Origin of the sequence: Segetibacter sp. 3557_3, from assembly GCF_004354985.1 — a bacterium.
GTDB lineage: Bacteria > Bacteroidota > Bacteroidia > Chitinophagales > Chitinophagaceae > Segetibacter.
Genome location: NZ_SMSK01000009.1, coordinates 128,819 through 149,673, shown reverse-complemented (window position 1 = coordinate 149,673; position 20,855 = coordinate 128,819). Strand labels below are relative to the sequence as shown.

15 protein-coding genes are annotated in these 20,855 nt (G+C 45.4%); 6 read left to right on the top strand and 9 right to left on the bottom strand.

Features of this window, described 5'->3' with window-relative positions:
- Positions 1 to 7: 7 nt before the first annotated feature.
- From EXU57_RS14790 to EXU57_RS14775, 4 genes are all read right to left on the bottom strand, one after another.
- Positions 8 to 550 (bottom strand): GNAT family N-acetyltransferase, encoded by a 543-nt coding sequence (locus EXU57_RS14790; RefSeq protein ID WP_133269001.1) that lies wholly within the window; start codon positions 548 to 550, stop codon positions 8 to 10.
- Positions 551 to 881: 331 nt separating this feature from the next.
- The gene (locus tag EXU57_RS14785) at positions 882 to 2,522 is read right to left on the bottom strand and encodes an AMP-binding protein (RefSeq protein WP_133269000.1); all 1,641 of its coding nucleotides are present in this window, start codon (positions 2,520 to 2,522) and stop codon (positions 882 to 884) included.
- A gap of 185 nt (positions 2,523 to 2,707) precedes the next feature.
- Positions 2,708 to 3,115 (bottom strand): hypothetical protein, encoded by a 408-nt coding sequence (locus EXU57_RS14780; protein ID WP_133268999.1) that lies wholly within the window; start codon positions 3,113 to 3,115, stop codon positions 2,708 to 2,710.
- 173 nt (positions 3,116 to 3,288) lie between these two features.
- Positions 3,289 to 3,855 (bottom strand): Crp/Fnr family transcriptional regulator, encoded by a 567-nt coding sequence (locus EXU57_RS14775; RefSeq protein WP_133268998.1) that lies wholly within the window; start codon positions 3,853 to 3,855, stop codon positions 3,289 to 3,291.
- A gap of 242 nt (positions 3,856 to 4,097) precedes the next feature.
- Between EXU57_RS14775 and EXU57_RS14770 the strand changes: the two genes are divergently transcribed.
- Both EXU57_RS14770 and EXU57_RS14765 read left to right on the top strand, forming a co-directional pair.
- On the top strand, positions 4,098 to 7,388 hold the full coding sequence (locus EXU57_RS14770) for a SusC/RagA family TonB-linked outer membrane protein (protein WP_133268997.1): 3,291 nt from the start codon (positions 4,098 to 4,100) through the stop codon (positions 7,386 to 7,388).
- Positions 7,389 to 7,399: 11 nt separating this feature from the next.
- Positions 7,400 to 8,773, top strand: coding sequence for a RagB/SusD family nutrient uptake outer membrane protein (locus tag EXU57_RS14765; protein WP_133268996.1), 1,374 nt, complete (start codon positions 7,400 to 7,402; stop codon positions 8,771 to 8,773).
- A gap of 428 nt (positions 8,774 to 9,201) precedes the next feature.
- Here the strand turns inward: EXU57_RS14765 and EXU57_RS25150 are convergent, their stop codons facing one another.
- Together EXU57_RS25150 and EXU57_RS14760 are read right to left on the bottom strand one after the other, a co-directional pair.
- Entirely contained in the window at positions 9,202 to 9,375 is a 174-nt protein-coding gene (locus EXU57_RS25150) for a hypothetical protein (protein WP_165958155.1), read from the bottom strand.
- 42 nt (positions 9,376 to 9,417) lie between these two features.
- A complete protein-coding gene (locus tag EXU57_RS14760) occupies positions 9,418 to 11,151 on the bottom strand; it encodes a T9SS type A sorting domain-containing protein (RefSeq protein ID WP_133268995.1) in 1,734 nt (577 codons plus the stop codon).
- Between the two features lie 763 nt (positions 11,152 to 11,914).
- Between EXU57_RS14760 and EXU57_RS14755 the strand changes: the two genes are divergently transcribed.
- The gene (locus EXU57_RS14755) at positions 11,915 to 12,514 is read left to right on the top strand and encodes a hypothetical protein (protein ID WP_133268994.1); all 600 of its coding nucleotides are present in this window, start codon (positions 11,915 to 11,917) and stop codon (positions 12,512 to 12,514) included.
- 181 nt (positions 12,515 to 12,695) lie between these two features.
- A complete protein-coding gene (locus tag EXU57_RS14750) occupies positions 12,696 to 14,216 on the top strand; it encodes a tetratricopeptide repeat protein (protein WP_165958154.1) in 1,521 nt (506 codons plus the stop codon).
- A gap of 208 nt (positions 14,217 to 14,424) precedes the next feature.
- Here EXU57_RS14750 and EXU57_RS14745 read toward each other — a convergent pair whose 3' ends face one another.
- The gene (locus EXU57_RS14745) at positions 14,425 to 15,702 is read right to left on the bottom strand and encodes a serine hydrolase domain-containing protein (RefSeq protein ID WP_133268992.1); all 1,278 of its coding nucleotides are present in this window, start codon (positions 15,700 to 15,702) and stop codon (positions 14,425 to 14,427) included.
- A 427-nt stretch (positions 15,703 to 16,129) separates the two neighbouring features.
- On the opposite strand from EXU57_RS14745, the gene EXU57_RS14740 reads away from it, so the two are divergent.
- Positions 16,130 to 16,744, top strand: a complete 615-nt coding sequence (locus EXU57_RS14740) for a superoxide dismutase family protein (protein ID WP_207955485.1) — start codon at positions 16,130 to 16,132, stop codon at positions 16,742 to 16,744.
- 377 nt (positions 16,745 to 17,121) lie between these two features.
- On the opposite strand, the gene EXU57_RS14735 is transcribed toward EXU57_RS14740, so the two are convergent.
- Together EXU57_RS14735 and EXU57_RS14730 are read right to left on the bottom strand one after the other, a co-directional pair.
- Positions 17,122 to 17,886 carry a LytR/AlgR family response regulator transcription factor gene (locus EXU57_RS14735; protein ID WP_165958153.1) on the bottom strand — a complete coding sequence of 255 codons (765 nt, stop codon included), beginning with the start codon at positions 17,884 to 17,886 and terminating at the stop codon, positions 17,122 to 17,124.
- Positions 17,873 to 18,952, bottom strand: a complete 1,080-nt coding sequence (locus EXU57_RS14730; RefSeq protein ID WP_133268990.1) for a sensor histidine kinase — start codon at positions 18,950 to 18,952, stop codon at positions 17,873 to 17,875. Before EXU57_RS14730 ends, EXU57_RS14735 begins: the two co-directional genes overlap by 14 nt.
- A gap of 194 nt (positions 18,953 to 19,146) precedes the next feature.
- Here EXU57_RS14730 and EXU57_RS14725 point away from each other — a divergent pair, with 194 nt between their 5' ends.
- Entirely contained in the window at positions 19,147 to 20,565 is a 1,419-nt protein-coding gene (locus tag EXU57_RS14725; RefSeq protein ID WP_133268989.1) for a YCF48-related protein, read from the top strand.
- Positions 20,566 to 20,855: the final 290 nt, after the last annotated feature.

Below are 20,855 nucleotides of genomic sequence, written 5' to 3'. Positions count from 1 at the left end.
CTACGCTTTAAAGAACTTTAAATGCGCCTTTGAGGTTATTGATGTGGAAGTATAATGGTTGATAAAGCGCCTTTTCTGTTCCTACCAGGGGGCCAAAAGGCACCGATCCAATGTTCTTATAAAGTTCCAGTTCATTAACACTTCCTGATATAACTCCCAGGTCGTACCCTTGTCCAATCAAGTCAGGTATTAATACTTTCAGCATACTGATTGCAATACCTTGTTTTCGTTTATCTTTTTTGACTGCAAAAAGTCTTAACTCAACCAACTTGCGGTGATCCGGCAGGTATTCATCGAGGTTGTTTAACTTTTTGTCCAAAGAGAAAGGACGAATGGGATTGTAGCAGATCATACCAACCAATTCATCGCCTTCCAGCGCTACGATATAGGTGTTTTTTTCATGAAACACATCTATCAATTTGCCATCAGGTCTTTTTTCGTGTTGCGGAATCTCAATTGCAAAAGTCTGGTGGTTCAGTTCATGAATTTTTTCAAATTCTTCCTGTGAAGCAATTTTTACGGTTATAGAACCCGTTTGTTCTTCTGGCATAGTCAGGGGTAGTTTTTTTGGTGTGATTAACAAAATATCATATGGTCTTTAAATCGTTTGCTTTAAATGCCGGCGCTCGGCTCTATGTTTCCTCCAGACAGCCTGGTAGGATAAAAACACCCTTTTCAATGATCGCCCGGAATAGCATTAACAGGAGAGCAGATACTTATTTTACAATTTATGCGTTTAGTTAAGCTTCGATGGTTGTCTATAGCGCTCAGCGAAACACATCTTCAGTATTCGCGCAGCTCGCCGGGCAACGATTCCAATGGAAATACTAAGGTTCAGTCCAATTTTTTAAACTAAACAACATTGACTTTTAATAGGCGATTTACCAGGCTACAGTTCCTTTCTGCTCAACCCAACTTTGGTACAGGGTTGAATACTTTTTTTCTATACTGTTTCTTTTGATCTTCATTGTGGGCGTAAGTAAACCATTCTCAACTGTCCACTCATCTCTTATTACAACAACTTTGTCAAGTTGCTCATGGGCGTTAAGTGATGTATTTGTTGCCGCTACCAATTGGGTCAATCCTGCTTGTAAATCGTTATTTGTTTTATGCCTGCCACTTTCCGACAATGTGACCAAAGCGATCGGCAGTGGCAATCCTGAACCTACAACACACACTTGTTCTATATCGCTACAACTCGCTACCTTCATTTCAATGGGTGAAGGAGCAACATATTTACCTTTGATTGTTTTAAATAAATCTTTTACTCTTCCTGTAATCTTTAAAAACCCATCCTCGTCTATATACCCTTCGTCCCCGGTTTTTAGATAACCATCCGTTGAGAAACTTTCGTTTGTCACCTCGGGCTCTTTGAAGTAACCCAACATCAATGCTTCGTGCTTAATTAATATTTCATTTTCATTTCCCAGTTTAACCTCGCAATGGGGCAAAGGCTGACCAACATAGCCGATTTTGATTCTGTTTGCTACGGAAACATGTGAATAGCAACAATTCTCAGTCATGGCATAAGCTTCCTGGATGTGAATGCCTATATTTCTAAACCAGTCTATTAGTGCCGGCGGTGTTGGTGCTGCTCCGGTGAGTATGTTTCTTGCTTCTGTTAATCCCAGTCCCTTCCGAATCTTCCTTTTCACAAGGGTGGAGACTATCGGGATCTTAAGCAGCAATGCTAATCGTTTTTCCGGTATTTTGGCGGTTATCCCTTGTTGAAACTTGCTCCATATTCTATGTACCCCGAGGAATACGGTGGGTTTTGAGTCGGCAAGGTTCTTTGGGAACATCTGTAAAGACTCTGCAAACGATACCTGGCCGCCTACATACAGGCTTATCGTTTCAACCAGCAGCCTTTCTGCAATATGCGACAGGGGTAGATAAGAGAAAAAGCGATCGGAACTATTGAACCCTAAATGCGGTATGGCATTATGGGCTACAAACGACAGATTTTTGAATTGGTGCATCACCCCTTTGGGAACCCCGGTTGTGCCAGATGTGTACACGATGGTGCTAACTTCTTCGGGGCTCCTTGTGATGTTTTCTTTTAAGGGCTGATGTTGTTTAATCAAGTCTTCCCACCGGTCATATTCGGTGTGCCCGGTAAAGGGAAAGGAAATACATTTTACTCCTTCAGGAACACCCGGCTTCATTGATGTCCAATCGTCCAGTTTTCCAACAAACAAAACCGGCGCTTCGCTGTGCTGAAGCGTTTGCATCAATGTATCCGCATTAAGGTTTGGGTAAAGCGGTACGGATACATGACCAGCCATCATTATAGAGAGGTCGCATATTATCCAGTGCGCACAATTTTTTGAAACCAGGGCAACATTAGCATTCGCAGGAAGTTGCATTGCTTTCAACGCTGCTGCCATACGTCTTACTTCGTCGCCTACTTGCTTCCAGGTCCAGTTTTGCCACACGCCGTTTATTGGCTGACGTAGGTACACTTTATCGGGTGTGGTTGTTTCCCAGTGATAAAGCATTTCAAGTGGTAAGGTGTATTTCATGTAGCTCGTTTTTGATATGGATAGTTTGCCAATCGTATGTTTCGTGCTGATACTGGTTTAGTTGAACCCGCTAATGTGCTGAATAGAATTGTTGCCGTACAAGGGAGTGACACCCGTCCGAACGGTTCATCCGGGCGGACAACCGGAGCCGGGAAAAGAATTAACTGCTGGCTCCATAAAAAAGCTTAACTGACCGGAATTGCTTCGGCGTCGGAGCCCATTCGTTTTTTTAAAAGCAGCATTAGAACCCACAACACTTGAATTAAGAGATAGAGAACGGGGATTAATGTAACTGAGACAAGAGGTATCAATCCAAATATTATCCCCTCCGTTGAAGAATGACCATCACCATAGCTCACGTCGTAATAAGGGAAAAAAGAAAAGACGCTGATGGCGGTCGAAGTGATTAATGCGGCGATGTTACGCACGAATGAAGGACGGTGAAAGGTTGCCCTACATGCCAGCGCAAATAGTACTGCATACGGCACCCCCGTGAAAACGAGACCGTTTGACGAATAATGACGGACAATAGAAATGCTCGTTAGCAATCCAGCTGCTATTACAACCGTGTTTGCTATGGTAAGATACTTCATGATAAGAGATTTAAGTAAGAATTAAGGCTAATTGATTAAAAGCAGTTTTGTTATGTTGACTTGTTTACTGTTTCAAAGAAAGCCTCAATCAATGTCAAAGCAATTGACAAACATCAAATTCAGGATTGGTGCACAGAATTGGATTAATACGCGGGGAACACACCTGGTGCAGGCTATCTTTTACCCCTGATCCGGCTGAGCGTTTCCAGGTTCATACCCAAATAGGTGGCCAGGTATTTCAATGGAACGCGTTGGAGTAAATGAGGAAAGTGTTTAACAATAAACTGGTATTTGTCTTCGCCTTTTTGTTTTCGCAGGTTGTATACTTCAATCTCAAGCATATACAGGTACTTTTCTGTTATTACCCGTCCTATCGTATTGAAAGCAGGGTGCTTCTTGTATAAGGTCTGCATCTCGTTGTAGTGCAGCATGGCTACCGTAGTATCTTCAATGGCAACAATGTTTTCGTTGCCCGGCTTCCGACTGTAGAAGCTGTACACTGAGGTGATGGTGGCTCCTTCCCATAAAAATTTGGTGGTAACTTCTTCGGTGTCCCTTAGGTAGTAACTGCGTGTCAGCCCAGTTAGTATCCATGAAGCATAATTTGACACCTGACCGGACTTTAGCAGGAAACTATCTTTTTTAAAGTCTTTGATCCTGACCAATTCCCGTAGATCATCGACAAGTTCGTCGGGCATTGCACAAATCGTATTGAAGTACGCTATTACTGCATCAATCATTACAGCAATATAACGTATTAATACCTTGATTCCTGAACATTGGATGCTCGTTCCATTTTACCCTCAGCAAAAGTTTTAGCCATGGATGCTGCCCTGATATCCATAGGTGTGTGACCGCGGAATTCCGCGCGTAGATTCTATATTTCGTCGACCGGCAAAATGAAGTAAATTCATCCTTCAGCAGGGATGAATTTCCCTGTGTTTGCAACCGCTACTTAAAAAAACAAACAAAACCAACGCTTATGACCACCAGGAAACTGACCTTGTTTCTCCTGCTGATGTTTTCGGTGCTTACCACTTATGCACAGGAAAATGCCGCAGTAGTAAACGGTGTTGTAAAAGACAATAAAGGAAACCCATTAGAAGGGGTGAGTGTCCGCGCCATCAACGCTTCCACCAAGGCGGGCCCCGGCACACAAACAAATGCAACGGGTACTTTTACCTTTCAACGCCTGCCCGCAGGGTCCTACAGTTTTACGTTTAGTTCAGTTGGATTACAAACACAAACCAGGAGTGGCTACGCGCTGAGGCCCGGTGAGTCGGTTAGCATCGATATCACCCTGAGTGACTCCTCCCAAACACTCGACCAGGTAACCGTAGTGGGATATGGCAGCCAGCGACGCCGCGACGTGACCACAGCGGTGGTGGGTATCCGCGCAAAGGATATGGAAAACCAGCCCATCAATAATGTTGCGGAAGCCATGGTCGGAAAAATGACCGGTGTACAGGTGGTGCAGGGCACGGGGCAGCCGGGAACCCCGCTATCGGTAAAGGTCAGGGGTGTAGGAACCATTACCGCCGGAACCGAGCCGCTTTATGTAATCGACAATGTGCCGACTTCCGGCAATAACCTCAATACCCTTAACACCTACGACATTGAGTCGCTGGAGGTCTTAAAAGACGCCTCATCAGCTGCGATCTACGGCTCAAGGGGATCTAACGGGGTGGTGCTGATAACCACCAAGCAGGGCAAAAGGGGCAAGCCGGTGGTGGCTGTAAACTCCATGGTTGGGGTGCAGTCTGTCGCGCATAAGATTGATATGCTCGATGCTTATGGTTATGCCTCCCTGGTTCAGGATGCAAGAAACAATGCCTATTCCGACCAGATGGTATCAAACAACCTCCGGCGCCAGGCACAGGGATTGGCCCCCATCCCATTTACATTAAACGACAACAATGCCACAAGGCTTGTCAACACCTCAAATAATACCAATACCATTATCCCGGTTGAAGTAGTGCCATACTTAAGCGGAACACCCGGGCTGGTGAATACAGACTGGCAGGACGAAATCTTTAAGAAAGCGCTGATGCAGAATCATTCGATATCGGTTTCCGGCGGCTCTGAAGATTTCCGTTATTATACATCGCTAGAATACCTCGACCAGGATGGCATTATCATCAACAGTAACTTCAAGCGTTTTGGTGCGCGTGTTAACCTCGATGGCAACACCGGGATTTTCAGATTCGGGTTAAACTTAAATCCTTCGGTTACTACGGAGAAAAGGGTCAACAGCGATGGTACCTATACCAGCCCCGAAGGTGGGGGCGTGGTTTCATCAGCTTTGCATTATTCACCCATCTGGCCGGTTTATAATCCCGATGGTTCATACAGCTTTGCCCAGAATTCCTGGAACGGCGATTCAAGAACTACCCTTCCCAACGGCACCGTAATCAGTGGAAATAACCAGACCCAGGCCTGGAACCCGGTAGCACTAGCGATGATGCAAAAATTCAATGTCAATGCCCTGCGGATGCTCGGAAATGTTTTTGCAGAAGCTGCGTTTACAAAGGACCTGAAATACCGGGCAACATTTGGCTTCGACCTGTTTAACGTTCGTACAGATAAATTCAGGCCATCTACCATACCCCTGGCGAACACCGCGGGTAACCCGGAAACCAATGCAACAGGTTCATCAGAAACCGGCAACGCCCTGAACTGGCTGGTTGAACAGACCCTGACCTACAACAAGAAAATAGGCGAGCACAATTTTGCCGTACTCGGCGGATGGTCCCTGCAAAAGGACGACGCTAAAAGCAATGCTGCATTTGCCACATCGGGTTTTATCAGCAACCAGATCCCAACCCTAAACGCCGGTATCGTAACCGCCGGAAACTCGCTGCAAAGCCAATGGACACTGGCATCTGGCATTGCCAGGGTACAATACAATTATAGCGGACGATACCTGTTGACGGCCTCCATGAGAGCTGATGGTTCATCCAAATTTGGCAGCAACAATCGGTGGGGATATTTTCCATCTGTATCTGCAGGGTGGCGTTTGTCCGACGAGAAGTTCCTCCAGAATTCTGCCGTCATTTCCGACCTGAAACTCAGGGCCAGCTATGGGCTCACGGGTAACTTTAAAATTCCCAACTATGGTGCACTGGGTTCGTTGTCGTACGCGGCATATGTATTTGGTGGGGCCACCGCCGGGTCTATCAACGGTGCTGCGCCCAGCAGCCAGCCCAATCCAAACCTGAGCTGGGAGCGAACCGCTCAGGTTAACCTTGGTTTGGATGGTGGTTTGTTTGGCAACAAACTCACCTTTGCCATTGATTATTACAACAGCAATACCACCGACCTGCTGCTCAACGTTCCCGTACCACTCTCCACCGGCTTTAGTACTGAATTGGTGAACATCGGTAAGGTGAACAACAAGGGTTTTGAAGTGAACCTTGGTACACGGCAAAGGTTCCGCAGCGTAACCTGGAATGCATCGGCAAACTTTTCTACCAATAAAAACAAGGTGATTGAGCTTGGTCCCGGTAACGCCGATATCATCAACACGGGCTCTGTAGCAAATGCCTATTTTATCACCCGGGTAGGTGAGCCCATTGGCTCCTACTTTTTGCCCAAACAACTCGGCGTATTTAAGACACAGGCAGATGTAAACGGCTATCCCCATTTTATCGATGCCGCCAGCAATTTTGACCTGGCAACCAGCAAACCCGGTGACTTTAAATTCTTCGATGCCGACGGCGATAAGGTTATCGACCTTACCAGGGATCGTGTGATCATCGGCAGTTATCAACCAAAATTTACTTATGGTTTTGCAACAGATTTTGAGTGGAAGGGTTTCGACCTTTCTGCTGCCATGCAGGGGGTTTATGGAAGCAAGATCCTGAACCTTGCACGCCGGTACTTCTATAATCATGAAGGCAATATGAACAACTACGCAGGTGCGGTTAACCGCTGGAAATCCGAGTCCGATCCCGGCAGTGGATTGAATGTTCGCGCAAACAGGGTAGGCAAGGGGCAAAATGGTATCACCTCCTCCTGGCATGTGGAAGATGGCAGTTACCTGCGTATTCGCAATATCACCGTTGGTTATTCCATTCGGGGCGGTAGGTTACAAAGTATGGGTATGAGCCGGGCAAGGCTTTACGTGAGTCTGCAAAACCCATTCACCATTACCAATTACCAGGGTTATAATCCCGAAGTGTCTAACCGTACCGCCACCACCACCAATGGCGAAGACTACGGTGTTTATCCCACTGCAAAAACGATTTCTGCAGGCATCAACGTTACCTTCTAAAACATCGCGTTATGAAAAATTACAGAAGCTATATATTCATTCTTACGGTCTCCACGATATTGCTGGGCTCATGCAAAAAGTTCCTCGATTTAAAGCCCATTGACTCACCAACGGAGGACAACTTTTATGTTGACGAAAAGGGTTTGCAGGGCGGACTAACTGCTGCCTACGACGCACTCCAGGACAATGGGCTTTATGGCAACGTCCTGCTTTCGCTTACCGAAATTCGCAGCGATAATATGGAAGACAATGACCAGGGTGCCAGTGGTGGGGTGCGGTACCAGATTGAGTCCTTTGCTGAGCGGCCCGATAATACGCTCGTAACAGAGTGTTGGCTTGCCCATTTCAAAGCCATTTACCGCGCAAACGTCGTACTGAGCAGGGCACCGGCGATCCAAATGGACTCAACCCGGAAAAAGCAGATCATTGGAGAAGCGTCTTTTCTTCGTGCACTCAATTATTTCAACGCAACAAGGTTATGGGGCAAACTTCCCCTGATCACTACTCCGCAAGCCAGCACTGAAGCAAGGAATAATACCCGGGCCGATACTGCGGCCATCTATGCACAGATCATTACCGACCTCACCCTTGCGGTCAATAATTTACCAACCACCTGGCCCGATGCACAGCGTGGCAGGGCAACCAGCTTTGCCGCACGGGGCCTGTTGGCAAAGGTACTCCTGTACCAAAAAACGTGGGACCAGGTGGTATCTACCATACAGCCTCTAATCACCGCCATCAATGCAGGTACGGTAGTTGGACTCGTGCCACAACCCACCACTTTCCCGAATGCGATGAAGACCAGCAGGGATGTTCTTTTTTCTGCACGTTTCCTATCGGGTGGAATTGGTGAGTCAGCCAATCAAAACAATCGCTTTCGCAATGTTGGTGGCAACAATGCGGTCATCATGCCGCCGTCGCTGTTCGAGGCCAATGATAACCGGAGAGCCCTTGTTGCGCCCACCAGTGCCGGCGGCGAAAGGCCGGGTAAGTACAATGGTACCCAGGTAAACAACGAGGTCAGCATGGACATACCCATTGTTCGTTGCGCCGAAGCCATGCTTATCTATGCCGAAGCACTTAACGAATTGGGTTATCCAAATACAGCTGCCTTTACAGCACTTAATGCCGTACGCACAAACGCCGGCATTACAACGCTAACCAGTGCCCAGCTACCCGACCAGGCCTCTTTTCGAAATGCGGTTTATAAAGAACGCAGACTTGAACTTGCGTTGGAACTCGACCGCTGGTTCGATATTGTGCGTACCGGCCAGATGCCCGTGATTTTCCCATTAGTGAATGGTTTCAGAAGATACTACCCGGTGCCACAAACAGAGATACAGAATATCACCAACCAATCGGGCTGGCAGAATGAGGGATATTGAGGTTGGGGTATTGGGTATTGGGTATTATGGTATTGAGGTATTGGGGCTTCCAAGAGTTGATAAGTTGATTGGTTGATAAGTTAATAAGTTGATTGGTTGAGTAGTTTATTGTTGATAAGTTGAGTGGTTGACTAATTTTAAAACAAACAAAGATTGTTCAGAAATCATCTTCATCGAAAGCAATAACAATCATCCTGGTCGTAAATACTTTTTTTAATTTTACATTTTTAATTTTGCATTACAAAAAGCTGCTTCGGCAGCTTTTTTCTTTTTTTGTGACCGGCAGGAGGAGGGCTATTGGGCATCGTTGCCACGCTCGCTTGTACGGCAATGCAATATTCGGCGAGGCATTCAGTAAAGGCAACAAACGCGATTGCACTCGTCTACGGTTGAGTGCATTTTTGCAATAAATATTTAGCCGGCGCTGCTTACTTATAGTAGAGTGGCTTTGCCATTCCGGGGCACGAGGAATTGCGGTGCAGTAGTGTTTCATCCTGGTCGAACTCTCCCCGAAAGCCATGAGAAGCTTGGAAAGCGCCGTGGGCAAGTTTAAAGTTAAAAAGAGGTTCTTTTACAAACATAAGTTGTTTGTCAGATGCCATAGAAACGGCATACAACAACGCTAATTTGGAACCGCAAAATAATTATTGTATAACCAGCTTTTCGGTTTGAACATTGCCGTCCCTGTCTGTGATCCGTACATAATATGAACCTTTAAGCAAACCTGTGACTTTAATTTTATTGCTTTGCCCGGTAATATTATTCTGAAGCAGCAATCTTCCCTGGTCGTCCATTACTTCTGCGCTCTGTAAATTGCTGCCGATAATTTGAATGAAAGCATGGGCAGGGTTAGGAAAGATGGTAAATAGCTTCTTTTGCTTAGGCTTTAAAATAGCGATAGGAGAATACGTGAACTTCCCGTCCGTATCTATTATCTGTAAACGATAGTAAACAATTGGTAATTGAAAATAAGTACTTGATAAAACGTCCTTGAAATCGTAAGATGTTGGTCTGCCGTTAGCATCTACACGGCCCATGTCTGAAAAGCTAGTTCCATCGATACTTCGCTGAATGATAAAATGCGAAGTGTTAATCTCCCCAGTCGTTTGCCATCTGCAAAGAGCCGAAGTTTTGTCTAACGAAACTGATAAATTTGTAAGTGTCAGCGGCAACGGCTGTCCACTATTTTGATAAGCAACAATGGAAAACTGATCATAATTGCTCCCGGCTGGACGGCTAGAACCAGCTAGGTAAATCCTGCTTGCGTTTATTTTCATTGCATTCGCTTGACCAGCGGGCATAATTACTTTTCCATTGTTACCGAAAGTTAGATCCAGGTTTCCATTTCTGTTATACTTTGCAAGGGCAAATAAGTTTACTGTACTGCCCGCCAGAAAAATTTTGCCATCTGGTGAGATGGCTACAGCTTTGCCTTCTGCATGGCCGCTCCCCATCTGGGTAACAACAGCGCCACCTGAAAAGGTTGCGTCGAGGCTACCGTTAGTATTCAACCGTGCCAGACCAAACCTACCTGCATATCCTGATCCGCCCACTACTATTTTCCCATCGGGATCTATTGCAATCGATTTTGCTTCTGCTATAATAGTACTTGGAGTTGTGCCATTCATGCCGGTAAATTTTCCATCTCCATTGAATGTAGTGTCGAGACTGCCGTTTGTATTGTACCTGGCGACGGCCAATGATGTATATTCTGGAATATAGTAGACCCGGGCAATGCCTGCTGCTATAATTTTTCCGTCGTTTTGGATGGCGATTGCATTGGCCCAGCTGTTGAAACCAAAAGAGGTAATTGATTCCCCATCACCATCAAAAGTTAAGTCACGACCACCATTTGAATGATACCTTCTCACGAGAAATCGCGAGTTCCTGTTGCCTGCTAAAACCAATTTCCCATCACTTTGTATTGTCAAAGCGTTGGCCGAACCGTCCGTAGTTTCAATTACCCTCCCACCCACACCAAAGCTCATATCTAAACTGCCATTAAGGTTATACCTGGCAAGGACATTGCCTCCGGCGGCAACGATTTTGCCGTCAGTTTGAATTTCGACAGCCAAAACCACATCACCAGATTGAACTGCTGTTATAACAATTCCATCTCCGTCAAATGATGAGTCCAGGCTTCCATTTAGATTATAACGCACCAACGCAAAATCTCTGCTGGAGTTAGCATAAATCATTGTTCCACCCACTATGATTTTACCGTCACTTTGTATCGCCATGGCATGTGCCGTTGCGCGGTATGTACCGACTGTAGTTATTACCTGACCGCCATTACCAAAGGTGGGGTCTAATGAGCCCGGCTGGGCAGCTAAGCAAAATGAGTAGCAACAAGCTAAGAAAGTAATCAATTGTTTCATAAGGTAGCTTTGGTAGGTAGAATTTGAACTCAGAACCGGTAAGAACTTATTAAATAATTTTCTGAGTTCGTATTACTGCTCTTGTATGTGACTTTTACAAATTAAGACCTTTTCAGAATACCCGTCATGCGAGATTTGTAATGTCATCGGGTCAAGGCGATTTGCAGAAGCAGGCACTTGCGTAATTGGGGATGTTTTCTTGCACACCAATTTTGTCGAATTTACTATAGAACTTGTAGCCCCATCCTAGCCTCATACATTTCCGGGAGAACGTCTTTTGATTGCTTGTAATCGTTCGATGTAAACCAGGAGCAGAGAGGGCCCTTTGCAATATGTACCTGCCTGATGGTTTACCTTTTTGAAAGAGGGCCGATTATATCGTGAAAGGCGGTACGGCTACTCCCCACGAGACGTGATGCTCCTACAAAGTACTGGATAGTATAACAGGTTGACTAGTACATCCAGGTAAAAAAGACAGCTTTGTGATTTGCAACTATGAAAATTTGTTGCTAAAATTGAGTTGCCAGGTGACTTGATAATTATACCTGCAGCAAGTATCGTACAAGCAGTTCTTCTATCAAAAACACATTTTGTTTTCCGGATTACTCTTTTGCTTGAAAGCCTTGTGTGAATAGCCCGCAAGAACAACGATGAATTGTTGAATGATCTTAAAGCAGGTTAAAGGTTCCTATCATGTTGGTGTTATGCCCGAAAGCTTACCTGGTATCAGCTCGTTCTTTTCAAATGCAACATTTTAGCTTTTATGAAAAAATGGATATTGATATTATGCAGCTTGTTTGCTGTAACAGTATATGCCTGTACGAAACCAGGTACGGAAGAAAATGGGGAAGAGGCACTCTACCAGAATTCACCCAGTAGTAAGGTTCCCGAAGAATTCCTGGGCAAAAGATGGCTTCAGCATTACGTGGGTATACTACATTACCTGGATAAGACACCGTTCACTTTAAGCACCGACAGAAATGATTATGGACAGGTGTATAAGTTCTCAAATGGCGGACCTGATGGAAAACAAGGGCGTTATGAATATCATGGTTATCTGGGCAACCGGACAAATTTTGGAAAGTGTATTACCCATAACTTACAAACCACAAAAGGCACGGTGAAATTTGAGGGAAATGTAGTGAGCTTTTATCCCCTGGAAGGCACCAAAACATTGGAGAAAAAAGGGTGTGAAACTGCAGATACCAAAACACAGGAAAAAATACCCGCTTCCGATCTAAAGCCAGCGTCTTACCTGTGGAAATACTCTACTGATGCGGCAGGATACTGGGCATTCAGGTTATATAAATTGACTGATACCAACATGGAAAACGAAGTCCATGCTTTTCGGAAAGTCGACTAACCTTTGGTCGGCAACAGTATATCGATACCGTGCTTAGTTGACGAATTGGCTTATCAGGAAATTTTAAACCCTGTACCTGTTGGTTAAACAATTCATGTTATGCTTTCATCATGCCCTTGCATGGTATAGTGGTGCAACCGCACAGGGGCGGCAGGAATCTAACCGCAGCAATAAACCTGAAATGAAAATAGCACACGTTAAAGATCCTGCAATATTCAAAATCGAAAACCCAGGAGCAAAACGCTCTTTGAAGATAAAGCGACTCCTGGCAAATGCCCTAGAAGCAGATCCTTATGATGAAAGGATACACACCGAATTGGCGCGTTTGTACCTCGGTGGGTTTTCAGATCCGGATAGCGCAAGAAAGCACTATGAAATCGCTATTGGGTTAAACCCCCAATCCGGTGCCGCACACTTTGAACTGGCTCTCCTTGAGATGTATCATGTTTTGAATTACGACAGCGCTAAAGCACATCTTGAAACCGCGCTAAATTTTCAACCGGATTTTGCACTTTCACACTTCAACTACGCCATTCTCCTTAGCCATCATTTTCAAGACTTCCGTAAAGCTGAAAAACACTACCGTGCAGCCATAGAAAATGATCCGGAAAACTATCAGGCACACAACAACCTGGGTCTTCTTCTTGAGCAACACTTTTCAGATTACCAGGGCGCGAAAGAACATTATCAAATGGCGCTTAGGATAAATCCTGAAGACAGCATTACGCTCTGCAACCTGGCAATGCTAATGCTTGAACAATTTAGTGATCCTGTTGGTGCAAGGAAGCATTGGGAATTAGCGATCCAATTCGATCCGCAATATTCAACGGCTCACAACAATCTTGGCCTGTTACTCAAGAAATATTTTTTTGATTATGAAAGGGCTAAGTTTCACTATGAAGCTGCCATTAAGGCCAATCCCAAAAATGTTGAAGCGCATAATAACCTTGCAACCTTGTTGGTAAAGCATTTTGGTGCTTACGCAAAGGCAAAAAAGCTCTATGAAAGAGCAATCAAATTAGATCCGTCCGCAGCCTTCTTATATTACAATTATGCTGGTTTACTCCAGGATCATTTTTCAGATTACCTGGGCGCAGCGAAGATGTACGAACAGGCGATTAAACTAGGTCCAAACTCTTCTGAAACACACGCGAACTATGCACTGCTGCTTGCATCGAAGCTCAGCAAGTTCAGCAAGGCAAAGAAGGCATGGGAGAAGTCACTTGCGCTCGACTGGAAGAATGCAAAGGCTCACTACAATTATTCCCTCTTGCTGCTGAACTATTATTCAAAACCAAAGCAGGCACGAACCCACCTTGAAGCAGCCATTCAGGCAAATCCTGACTATGCGGAAGCCCACAATAATCTTGCGCTATTGCTCACAAGTCATTTCAAACAATATCAGCAGGCAAAAACACATTACGAAACCTCCCTACAACTTGATCGTACCGCAAACACATTGGTTAATTACGGTATCCTGCTCTCACGATATTTATCCGATTTCGAAGGTGCAAAAAAGCAGTACGAAAATGCCTTACAACTGGAACCGAAAAATGCAGATGCCCACTACAACCTGGCTTACCTGTTAGACAATCATTTTTCTCAGTACAAACAAGCAGCTACACACTACAAACGAGCAAAGCGGTTTAACCCGGAATATGGAAACGAAGACCTGGATCTGTATTTTAAACTAAAGCAGTAGCTGCATCCAACCCTGGCGCTTGTTCCTGCAAAAAGAAACAATAACAAACCTGTAATACCAACTGTTAGGATTAAAGAGTTCCGTTTGTTAAACCCACGTTTGCATTGACTATTTACCTTGGTGTTTACTCCTGAGAAGCTGGGGTAAACGCCAGGGTAAGCCGACAGATTCCATTTCGAAGACTGCGGCCGATTGTGTCTGTACTGGGTTACCCCGGGGTATATTCCCCGTATACCGCGTCGCGAAACCGCTTGTGCAGGGTTCTATCAAATGGAAAGATTTGCACGAACAGTACGGCAGTAAGATGGTTTACTGGATCAATCCAAAACAAGGTACTGGCAGCCCCATCCCAGAAGAACTCACCTACAACACCCTTGTTTTCGTCCTTTGAAGCCGTTGGCCGGGTACGAACCGCGAAGTCGATACCAAAACCTACCTGGCCCTTTGATGGTAGCCACATTCGTTGCGAAATGGTATCAGACAAATGATTGGTAGCCATAAGTCGGATTGTTTCCGGCTTTAGGATCGTTGCTTTGCCGACTCTACCCTTGTTAACCAACATCTGTGTAAACTTCATGTAATCGTCAATTGTAGAGGTCAGCCCGAAACCGCCTGGTTTTAGTTGCCAGTCTCTGATATTATACGTATTCTCGTCATCGGGTATTGGGGACAATTCACTACCATTCGTTTTCCGATACATGGCTGCAAGCCTCTTCAAATCTTTCTGTGCGACCACATACCCCGTGTTGATCATTCCCAACGGATCAAAAATGTTTTCTTTAAGGTACTGATCAAAGGGTTTTTGGGAGAGACGCTCAACCAGGAATGCCTGAACGTCCACCGAAGGTCCATAAGCCCATTGGTCACCAGGATGAAACTGCAGCGGAAGAGCCGCCAGCTTTTTTACCATTTCGCCCAAGGTATTGCGTGGGTTTAGCGCATCGGTCTTTTTTACAAGTTCACTTAGCCCCGGCAGGTCGGTGCCCACCGCAAAACCGGCGGTGTGCCGGGTAAGGTCGCGTATGGTAATGGGGCGTCGTGCTGGTTCAAGAACCAATTTGCCTGAAGCATCAACACCTTTGTACACTTTCATTGCTGCAAATTCAGGAACATACTTAGCGAGCGGATCGTCGAGCTTAAAAGCGCCCTTCTCATAAAGCTGCATTAGTGCCACCCCGGTAACTGGCTTTGTCATAGAATATATACGAACAATCGTATTACGATCCATCGCTGTTTTTTCTTTCTGATTGCTGTAACCAAAGGCATTAAAATAAACCTCTTTATCTTTTTCAATTACAAGGGCCGAGACCCCAGCTATCGTTCCGGAGTCGACAAAACTTTTTAAGGTAGCATCTATACGGGCCTGCACCGTTTTGTCTATGATGGTTTTTGCAGCAACCTTCCTGCCCTTGTCATAAGCAGGTGGTTGTTTGAACGACGTATTCAGCAGCAAAATGACGAATAGTGCACAGGAAGCTTTATTCATGGTGTTTTATTAATCGGAAAAAATTTATAAGGCTGTTTTGTTGTTTACTCCCAAATGTAACCGATTTCAAATCTTCTGGATAATTGAATTCTGAATTGTTGTGCTGCTTGCCGGAACCCCGCACCCGATTTACAACACCCCTGATGACTGGCAGGGAATGGGAGCAGAACAAAGCACTTTAAGCGGCATATTCAACTATTAAAAGCGCCTCAGTTGTTCAAGATACCATTAGCCAGTTCCGGACACCGAGGTGATAACGTTCGGGAACAGAAGGTGAATAATCTGCAACAGGGAACTTACCTGCTCCCGGATCGTTCCGCACGCGAATGCAAGTAATTATTCAAAGCCTGTCTGCGTTTGGTCGCCCTGTAAGTACCAGCAGAAGAGAGAAGGTCTTATTTTTGCAGGAAACCAAAAAACAACTGTTATGATTAATTCAAAGGCTTCATTGAGAACGTTATCTGTTGCAGCGATCGCTTTCGCAACATTCGGATTTATGGCTTGCGGTAATGAACAAAGCACCACAACCGAGGGCGATAGTACAACAACTGGTGCAACTACCGGTGCAGACTCATCTGGCGGCACGACCGCTTTGGCAACGCTAACCGGCACACAACCCGACACAACCCTTGCAGGAACTGCGCGTTTCGATGAACAAAATGGTAAAGTGAAAATGACGATCGAGATAACCGTTGCAAAAAAGGCAAACCAAAGTGTAGCAGTACACTTACACGAACATGGTAACTGCGGCGATATGGGTAAAGAAGCCCACGGTCACTGGAACCCCACAAAAGTAAACCATGGTAAATGGGGTGCTGATCCATTTCATCGGGGTGATATCGGTAACATCGAGCTTGATGGAGAAGGCAAAGGAAGGATTGAATTAGAAACCGACCTTTGGTCAATCAATGGTACCGACTCAACAAAGAACATTTTAAATAAAGCAGTCATCATTCATGGTGGTGTCGACGATTACAAAACCCAACCCACCGGTAATGCAGGATCAAGAATCGGTTGCGGTGTTATCGCGAAAGGCAGCTGATTGATACACTAAACAAGTTTTTACAAATAGCCCTGATTACGGGGCTATTTTGTTTTTGAGACATCCTCAGCATGCCTCCATATAACTTGTGGTACGCGCTATCTATACTACCCGGATCTTGTCTTGCTACCCAGTACATGGACGCGACTCGACATTTGGCCCAGCGCTGCCCAAAAGCCTGGTGCGTCGCAGTAGACCCCGGCAGGACGGTCCAATTACCTGATCGCAATTGATTCGCTTCTACCATAATTGCAACTCCATCCCATTAAGCCATTCAGAGCGGTATCGACGATGGTTTGATGATTTATGCTGGTAGTAACCCACGTCCACTCTATGAAGCAGACCTTGCACAAACTGGCGTATTTTACCGCGAGCATTTAAATCTCGTCGCCCTCGCTCGGTTCTTCTTCCTTTATCCCAATGGTTGTAAAAAACCTTTCCCTGAACTGTATGCCAATTGGAAGTTGGTATTGGCCCACCTTTATGCTGTTGGGCGTAACTGAGCTGATATGCTTTGTGGCAACCAGGTAAGAGCGATGTATTTGTACAAAGGTGCCACCGGCATCTGACAACAAGGTTTCAAATTTTGATAGGGGCACAAGCGGCATCAGCTTCTTGCCGTCTTCTAAAACCACCATCGTATAATTCTTTTTTGCTTCGCAGTAAAGGATATCGTCCAGGTGGACAGGAAAGTTACTCCCGCCTGATTTTATAAAAAATGGCGCCTTTGGTTCATGGGTTATCGCGGCAATTGCATTACCCGTTTTTTGAATATTGTTTACCGCTTTGTAAACCGCTTTAGTAAATCGCTCAAACGAAAAAGGCTTGAGCAGGTAATCAACCGCATTCAGGTCATAGCTTTCTAACGCATGTTCTGCATAAGCCGTCGTAAAGATGACCGGTTGCTTGGGTTGTAGTATTTTGAGCATTTGTAAGCCTGACAGATTTGGCATGTTGATGTCGAGGAAAATGATGTCGGTTCTGTCGTGATTGCGTAGGTAATCAATGGCACCTAATGCATTGATGCATTCTGCTTCCAATTGTAGCAACCCTATTTGCTGGATATAGTTTTTGATGATCTTGCGGGCGATTGGCTCATCATCAACTACGAGGCAATTGTATTTTTCACTATTCAGTTCCATCTGCATCTTGTTTTGCCAGCCGCATGCGTAAGAGAATTTTAAACCAGGTATCGTCCTGGTTTATGTTCAGTTCATGGTGACCATTCGGGTATAGCAAGGCTAACCGGCGTCTTACATTGGTTATGCCGATACCTCCTTTGTTTTCAACGCAGCCCACTTTATAATTGTTGATTACCTGTAAGTGGAACCATCCATTCAGGAGCCAGGCTTTTATAGAAATGGTCACTACCAAGGGCTGCACAAGCCTTGCATGCTTAAAAGCATTTTCCACAAATACAATCCCGATCAGTGGTGCAACCTGGTAGGGGTTTATAGCCGGGATCCTGTTTTCAAAATCCAGTTGCAGGTTGTCCTCCAATCGCAGGCTTTCCAGTTGAATATAACTTTTTAATACCTCAACTTCGTCGCTCAGGGGAACAAGGGCTTTATCCGCTTCATATAAAGAGTGCCTGAGCAGTTCAGACAATCGCAGCATCAATTCAGGCAATTTATCCGATTTCTCCACTGCAAGCCCGTAAAGGTTATTCAGGGTATTAAAAAGAAAATGCGGTGCAATCTGCGACTTCAAATTGTTTACTTCAGCAGTTAAATGTTGTGCCTTTTTTGCTGCTTCAAACTGCTGTGTAATGTAGCCATCTTTAAAGTACTTGCATCCGGAAATAAATAAAAAGCTAACCAGTACCACCGTGATGTTATTGATCAGGATATCTGCAATTGAATTTCCACGGAAGCGTGGTTCGGCTTGCAGGTAATAAACCTGGAACAGTGTTCTGACACACAGGTAAAGGATCCACGTGCTCGCACCAACAAGAAAATAGCGCCCGTATTTTCTTGCGGCAAACAAACGTTTGTACAGCCATATCGTAACATAAGTGGTGCCGACAAAAAGTACTTCCGAAAGCAACATATACTGCAGGAACACCGGTGGGTAGTAGGTAAATGTAATGTAGTAGGGCCAGAACCGGAACAGCACATAGCCAAACCAAAATAGCAGATGCCAGGCCCACCGATTGTTCAACAACCACGAATGTTGTTGTTCAAATTTTGTATAGGCTGCCCACGACATTTCTTTCTGTCAAATATAGCCGCATAATCTATGTTCCCTTTAACAATACGTCCTTGAAAAGGCGCATTTCGTCCTTTGTTTCAAAGCGATGATCTGCAGAAACGAATTTCTGAACCGGATATCTAAAGCCCGGCACTTCTTAACAAAAAGGAGTGGCTGTTGCCATAGTTTGCAACAACAGAAAAATATACACCATGAAAAAACATTTACTGTTTGTTGTAGCTATGCTGGTGCTGGGTACTGCAGGTGCACAATGGCAAGCGCAGAATGCCGGTTTTAGCAACGACACCCTGGGGTTTTATGAGATGTCGCTTCCCGATAAAAACACTGCTTGGGCGGTTTGTTATGATGGTAAAGGGGGATTGCTAAGTGGCAGACCTGTACTGGACTTTACCCGCACCCTGAACGGGGGGCAAACCTGGATACCGGGTAAGATGGGTACAGATAGAACCCTGCGCTTCTCCAACATCACCGCCATTAACGGTCAGGAAGCCTGGGTGGCCATGCACAAAATAGGTCCGGTTCCCGGTAACTATGTTGGCAGTTTTGCTAAGGGTGGGGGTGTGTTTCATACCATGGATGGAGGGATGACCTGGGAACAGTCCAATGCCGGCGAACTTTTTAACAGCAACTCGGTTCCGCGCTTTGTACATTTTAAAGATAAGAACCATGGTATTGCCGTGGGAGATCCTAATGATGGTTACTGGGAAGTGTACCTCACCAATAATAAAGGCAAAAAATGGAAAAGGGTGCGCCACGAAAACCTTCCTGATCCAATCGCAAATGAGTATGGCTGGATCAGTGGCCACGCCGTTGTAGGCAATACCATTTGGTTCGGCACTTCGGAGGGAAGAATGTACAAGTCTGTTGACTTTGGAAAGACCTGGACGGTCCATGTAGTTGACCCTTTGCCCGGAACCTACGTACACGAAATTGCCTTTCTCGACGATGGATTAAGCGGTGTTGCGCACCTGAGGGGCAGGAACCGCACCTTTGTGTTTTCTACCACTGACGGTGGACTTACCTGGACCAATTATTTTCAACCGGCCAATTGGAAAAATAGCCGGATGACTGCCGTGCCGGGCACGAATGCATTTATATCTACCGCTGTTCATGGCAACCCGATATTCCAGGGTTCCGCCGTTTCGTACGACGTCGGACAAACCTGGATAGAAATTGATAACGATGCAGATAAAGCGGTATGCAGGTTCTATGATGCCCAAACCGGTTATGCGGGTGGTTTCTTTCAAACCGGACCTCCTTTTCTGGGCGGTATATTCAAGTCTGAGATCAATTTTCAACATCCCGGAACAGCCCCTAAGCTGTCTACTTCTGAACGTTCCATTTCCGAGCGGGTAACCAACGAGTCGGCAACAAAAGTTTTTCCTACTCCGGCAACATCTACACTTACCCTACTGCTTGATGATGATCTGGTGACTGCAAATACGATTGTAAATATTGTAGGCATGGATGGTAAGATCATTTCGACACGGAAAAGTGCAGGCGTGAAATCATTGAATATGGACGTGCGTGAATTGGTACCGGGTACTTATATCCTTCGCATCACGGGGAATGGACAGACGATCAATCGGCGGTTTACGGTGACGAGGTGAGTGAGATAAACGATGAACCATGAATGAGAAAATAAGAATGATGAAGTATGAAGAATAATAATGAACTATGAACCAGGAATGATGAGCAATAGATCAATGCCATGTAGTTAAGAAACATTTTATGGACCAAGCTGCAGGAACATCTGGGAGACGGTCGTTGCGTCGCACTCTTGTACTTTGGGTAATGCTATTCAGCTTGGTTGTCCTGCACTCAATGGTATTTCGCACCGCGGGGTTCGTCCTGCCGGGTCTCCTGTCTGGCTTTGCGCGCTGTGCAGGGGCCCCGGCAA

What these genes read in the sequence shown, in the direction of transcription:
- EXU57_RS14790 (WP_133269001.1), bottom strand. Translation starts at nt 550, where the DNA reads ATGCCAGAAGAACAAACGGGTTCTATAACCGTAAAAATTGCTTCACAG.
- EXU57_RS14785 (WP_133269000.1), bottom strand. Translation starts at nt 2,522, where the DNA reads ATGAAATACACCTTACCACTTGAAATGCTTTATCACTGGGAAACAACC.
- EXU57_RS14780 (WP_133268999.1), bottom strand. Translation starts at nt 3,115, where the DNA reads ATGAAGTATCTTACCATAGCAAACACGGTTGTAATAGCAGCTGGATTG.
- EXU57_RS14775 (WP_133268998.1), bottom strand. Translation starts at nt 3,855, where the DNA reads ATGATTGATGCAGTAATAGCGTACTTCAATACGATTTGTGCAATGCCC.
- EXU57_RS14770 (WP_133268997.1), top strand. Translation starts at nt 4,098, where the DNA reads ATGACCACCAGGAAACTGACCTTGTTTCTCCTGCTGATGTTTTCGGTG.
- EXU57_RS14765 (WP_133268996.1), top strand. Translation starts at nt 7,400, where the DNA reads ATGAAAAATTACAGAAGCTATATATTCATTCTTACGGTCTCCACGATA.
- EXU57_RS25150 (WP_165958155.1), bottom strand. Translation starts at nt 9,375, where the DNA reads ATGGCATCTGACAAACAACTTATGTTTGTAAAAGAACCTCTTTTTAAC.
- EXU57_RS14760 (WP_133268995.1), bottom strand. Translation starts at nt 11,151, where the DNA reads ATGAAACAATTGATTACTTTCTTAGCTTGTTGCTACTCATTTTGCTTA.
- EXU57_RS14755 (WP_133268994.1), top strand. Translation starts at nt 11,915, where the DNA reads ATGAAAAAATGGATATTGATATTATGCAGCTTGTTTGCTGTAACAGTA.
- EXU57_RS14750 (WP_165958154.1), top strand. Translation starts at nt 12,696, where the DNA reads ATGAAAATAGCACACGTTAAAGATCCTGCAATATTCAAAATCGAAAAC.
- EXU57_RS14745 (WP_133268992.1), bottom strand. Translation starts at nt 15,702, where the DNA reads ATGAATAAAGCTTCCTGTGCACTATTCGTCATTTTGCTGCTGAATACG.
- EXU57_RS14740 (WP_207955485.1), top strand. Translation starts at nt 16,130, where the DNA reads ATGATTAATTCAAAGGCTTCATTGAGAACGTTATCTGTTGCAGCGATC.
- EXU57_RS14735 (WP_165958153.1), bottom strand. Translation starts at nt 17,886, where the DNA reads ATGGAACTGAATAGTGAAAAATACAATTGCCTCGTAGTTGATGATGAG.
- EXU57_RS14730 (WP_133268990.1), bottom strand. Translation starts at nt 18,952, where the DNA reads ATGTCGTGGGCAGCCTATACAAAATTTGAACAACAACATTCGTGGTTG.
- EXU57_RS14725 (WP_133268989.1), top strand. Translation starts at nt 19,147, where the DNA reads ATGAAAAAACATTTACTGTTTGTTGTAGCTATGCTGGTGCTGGGTACT.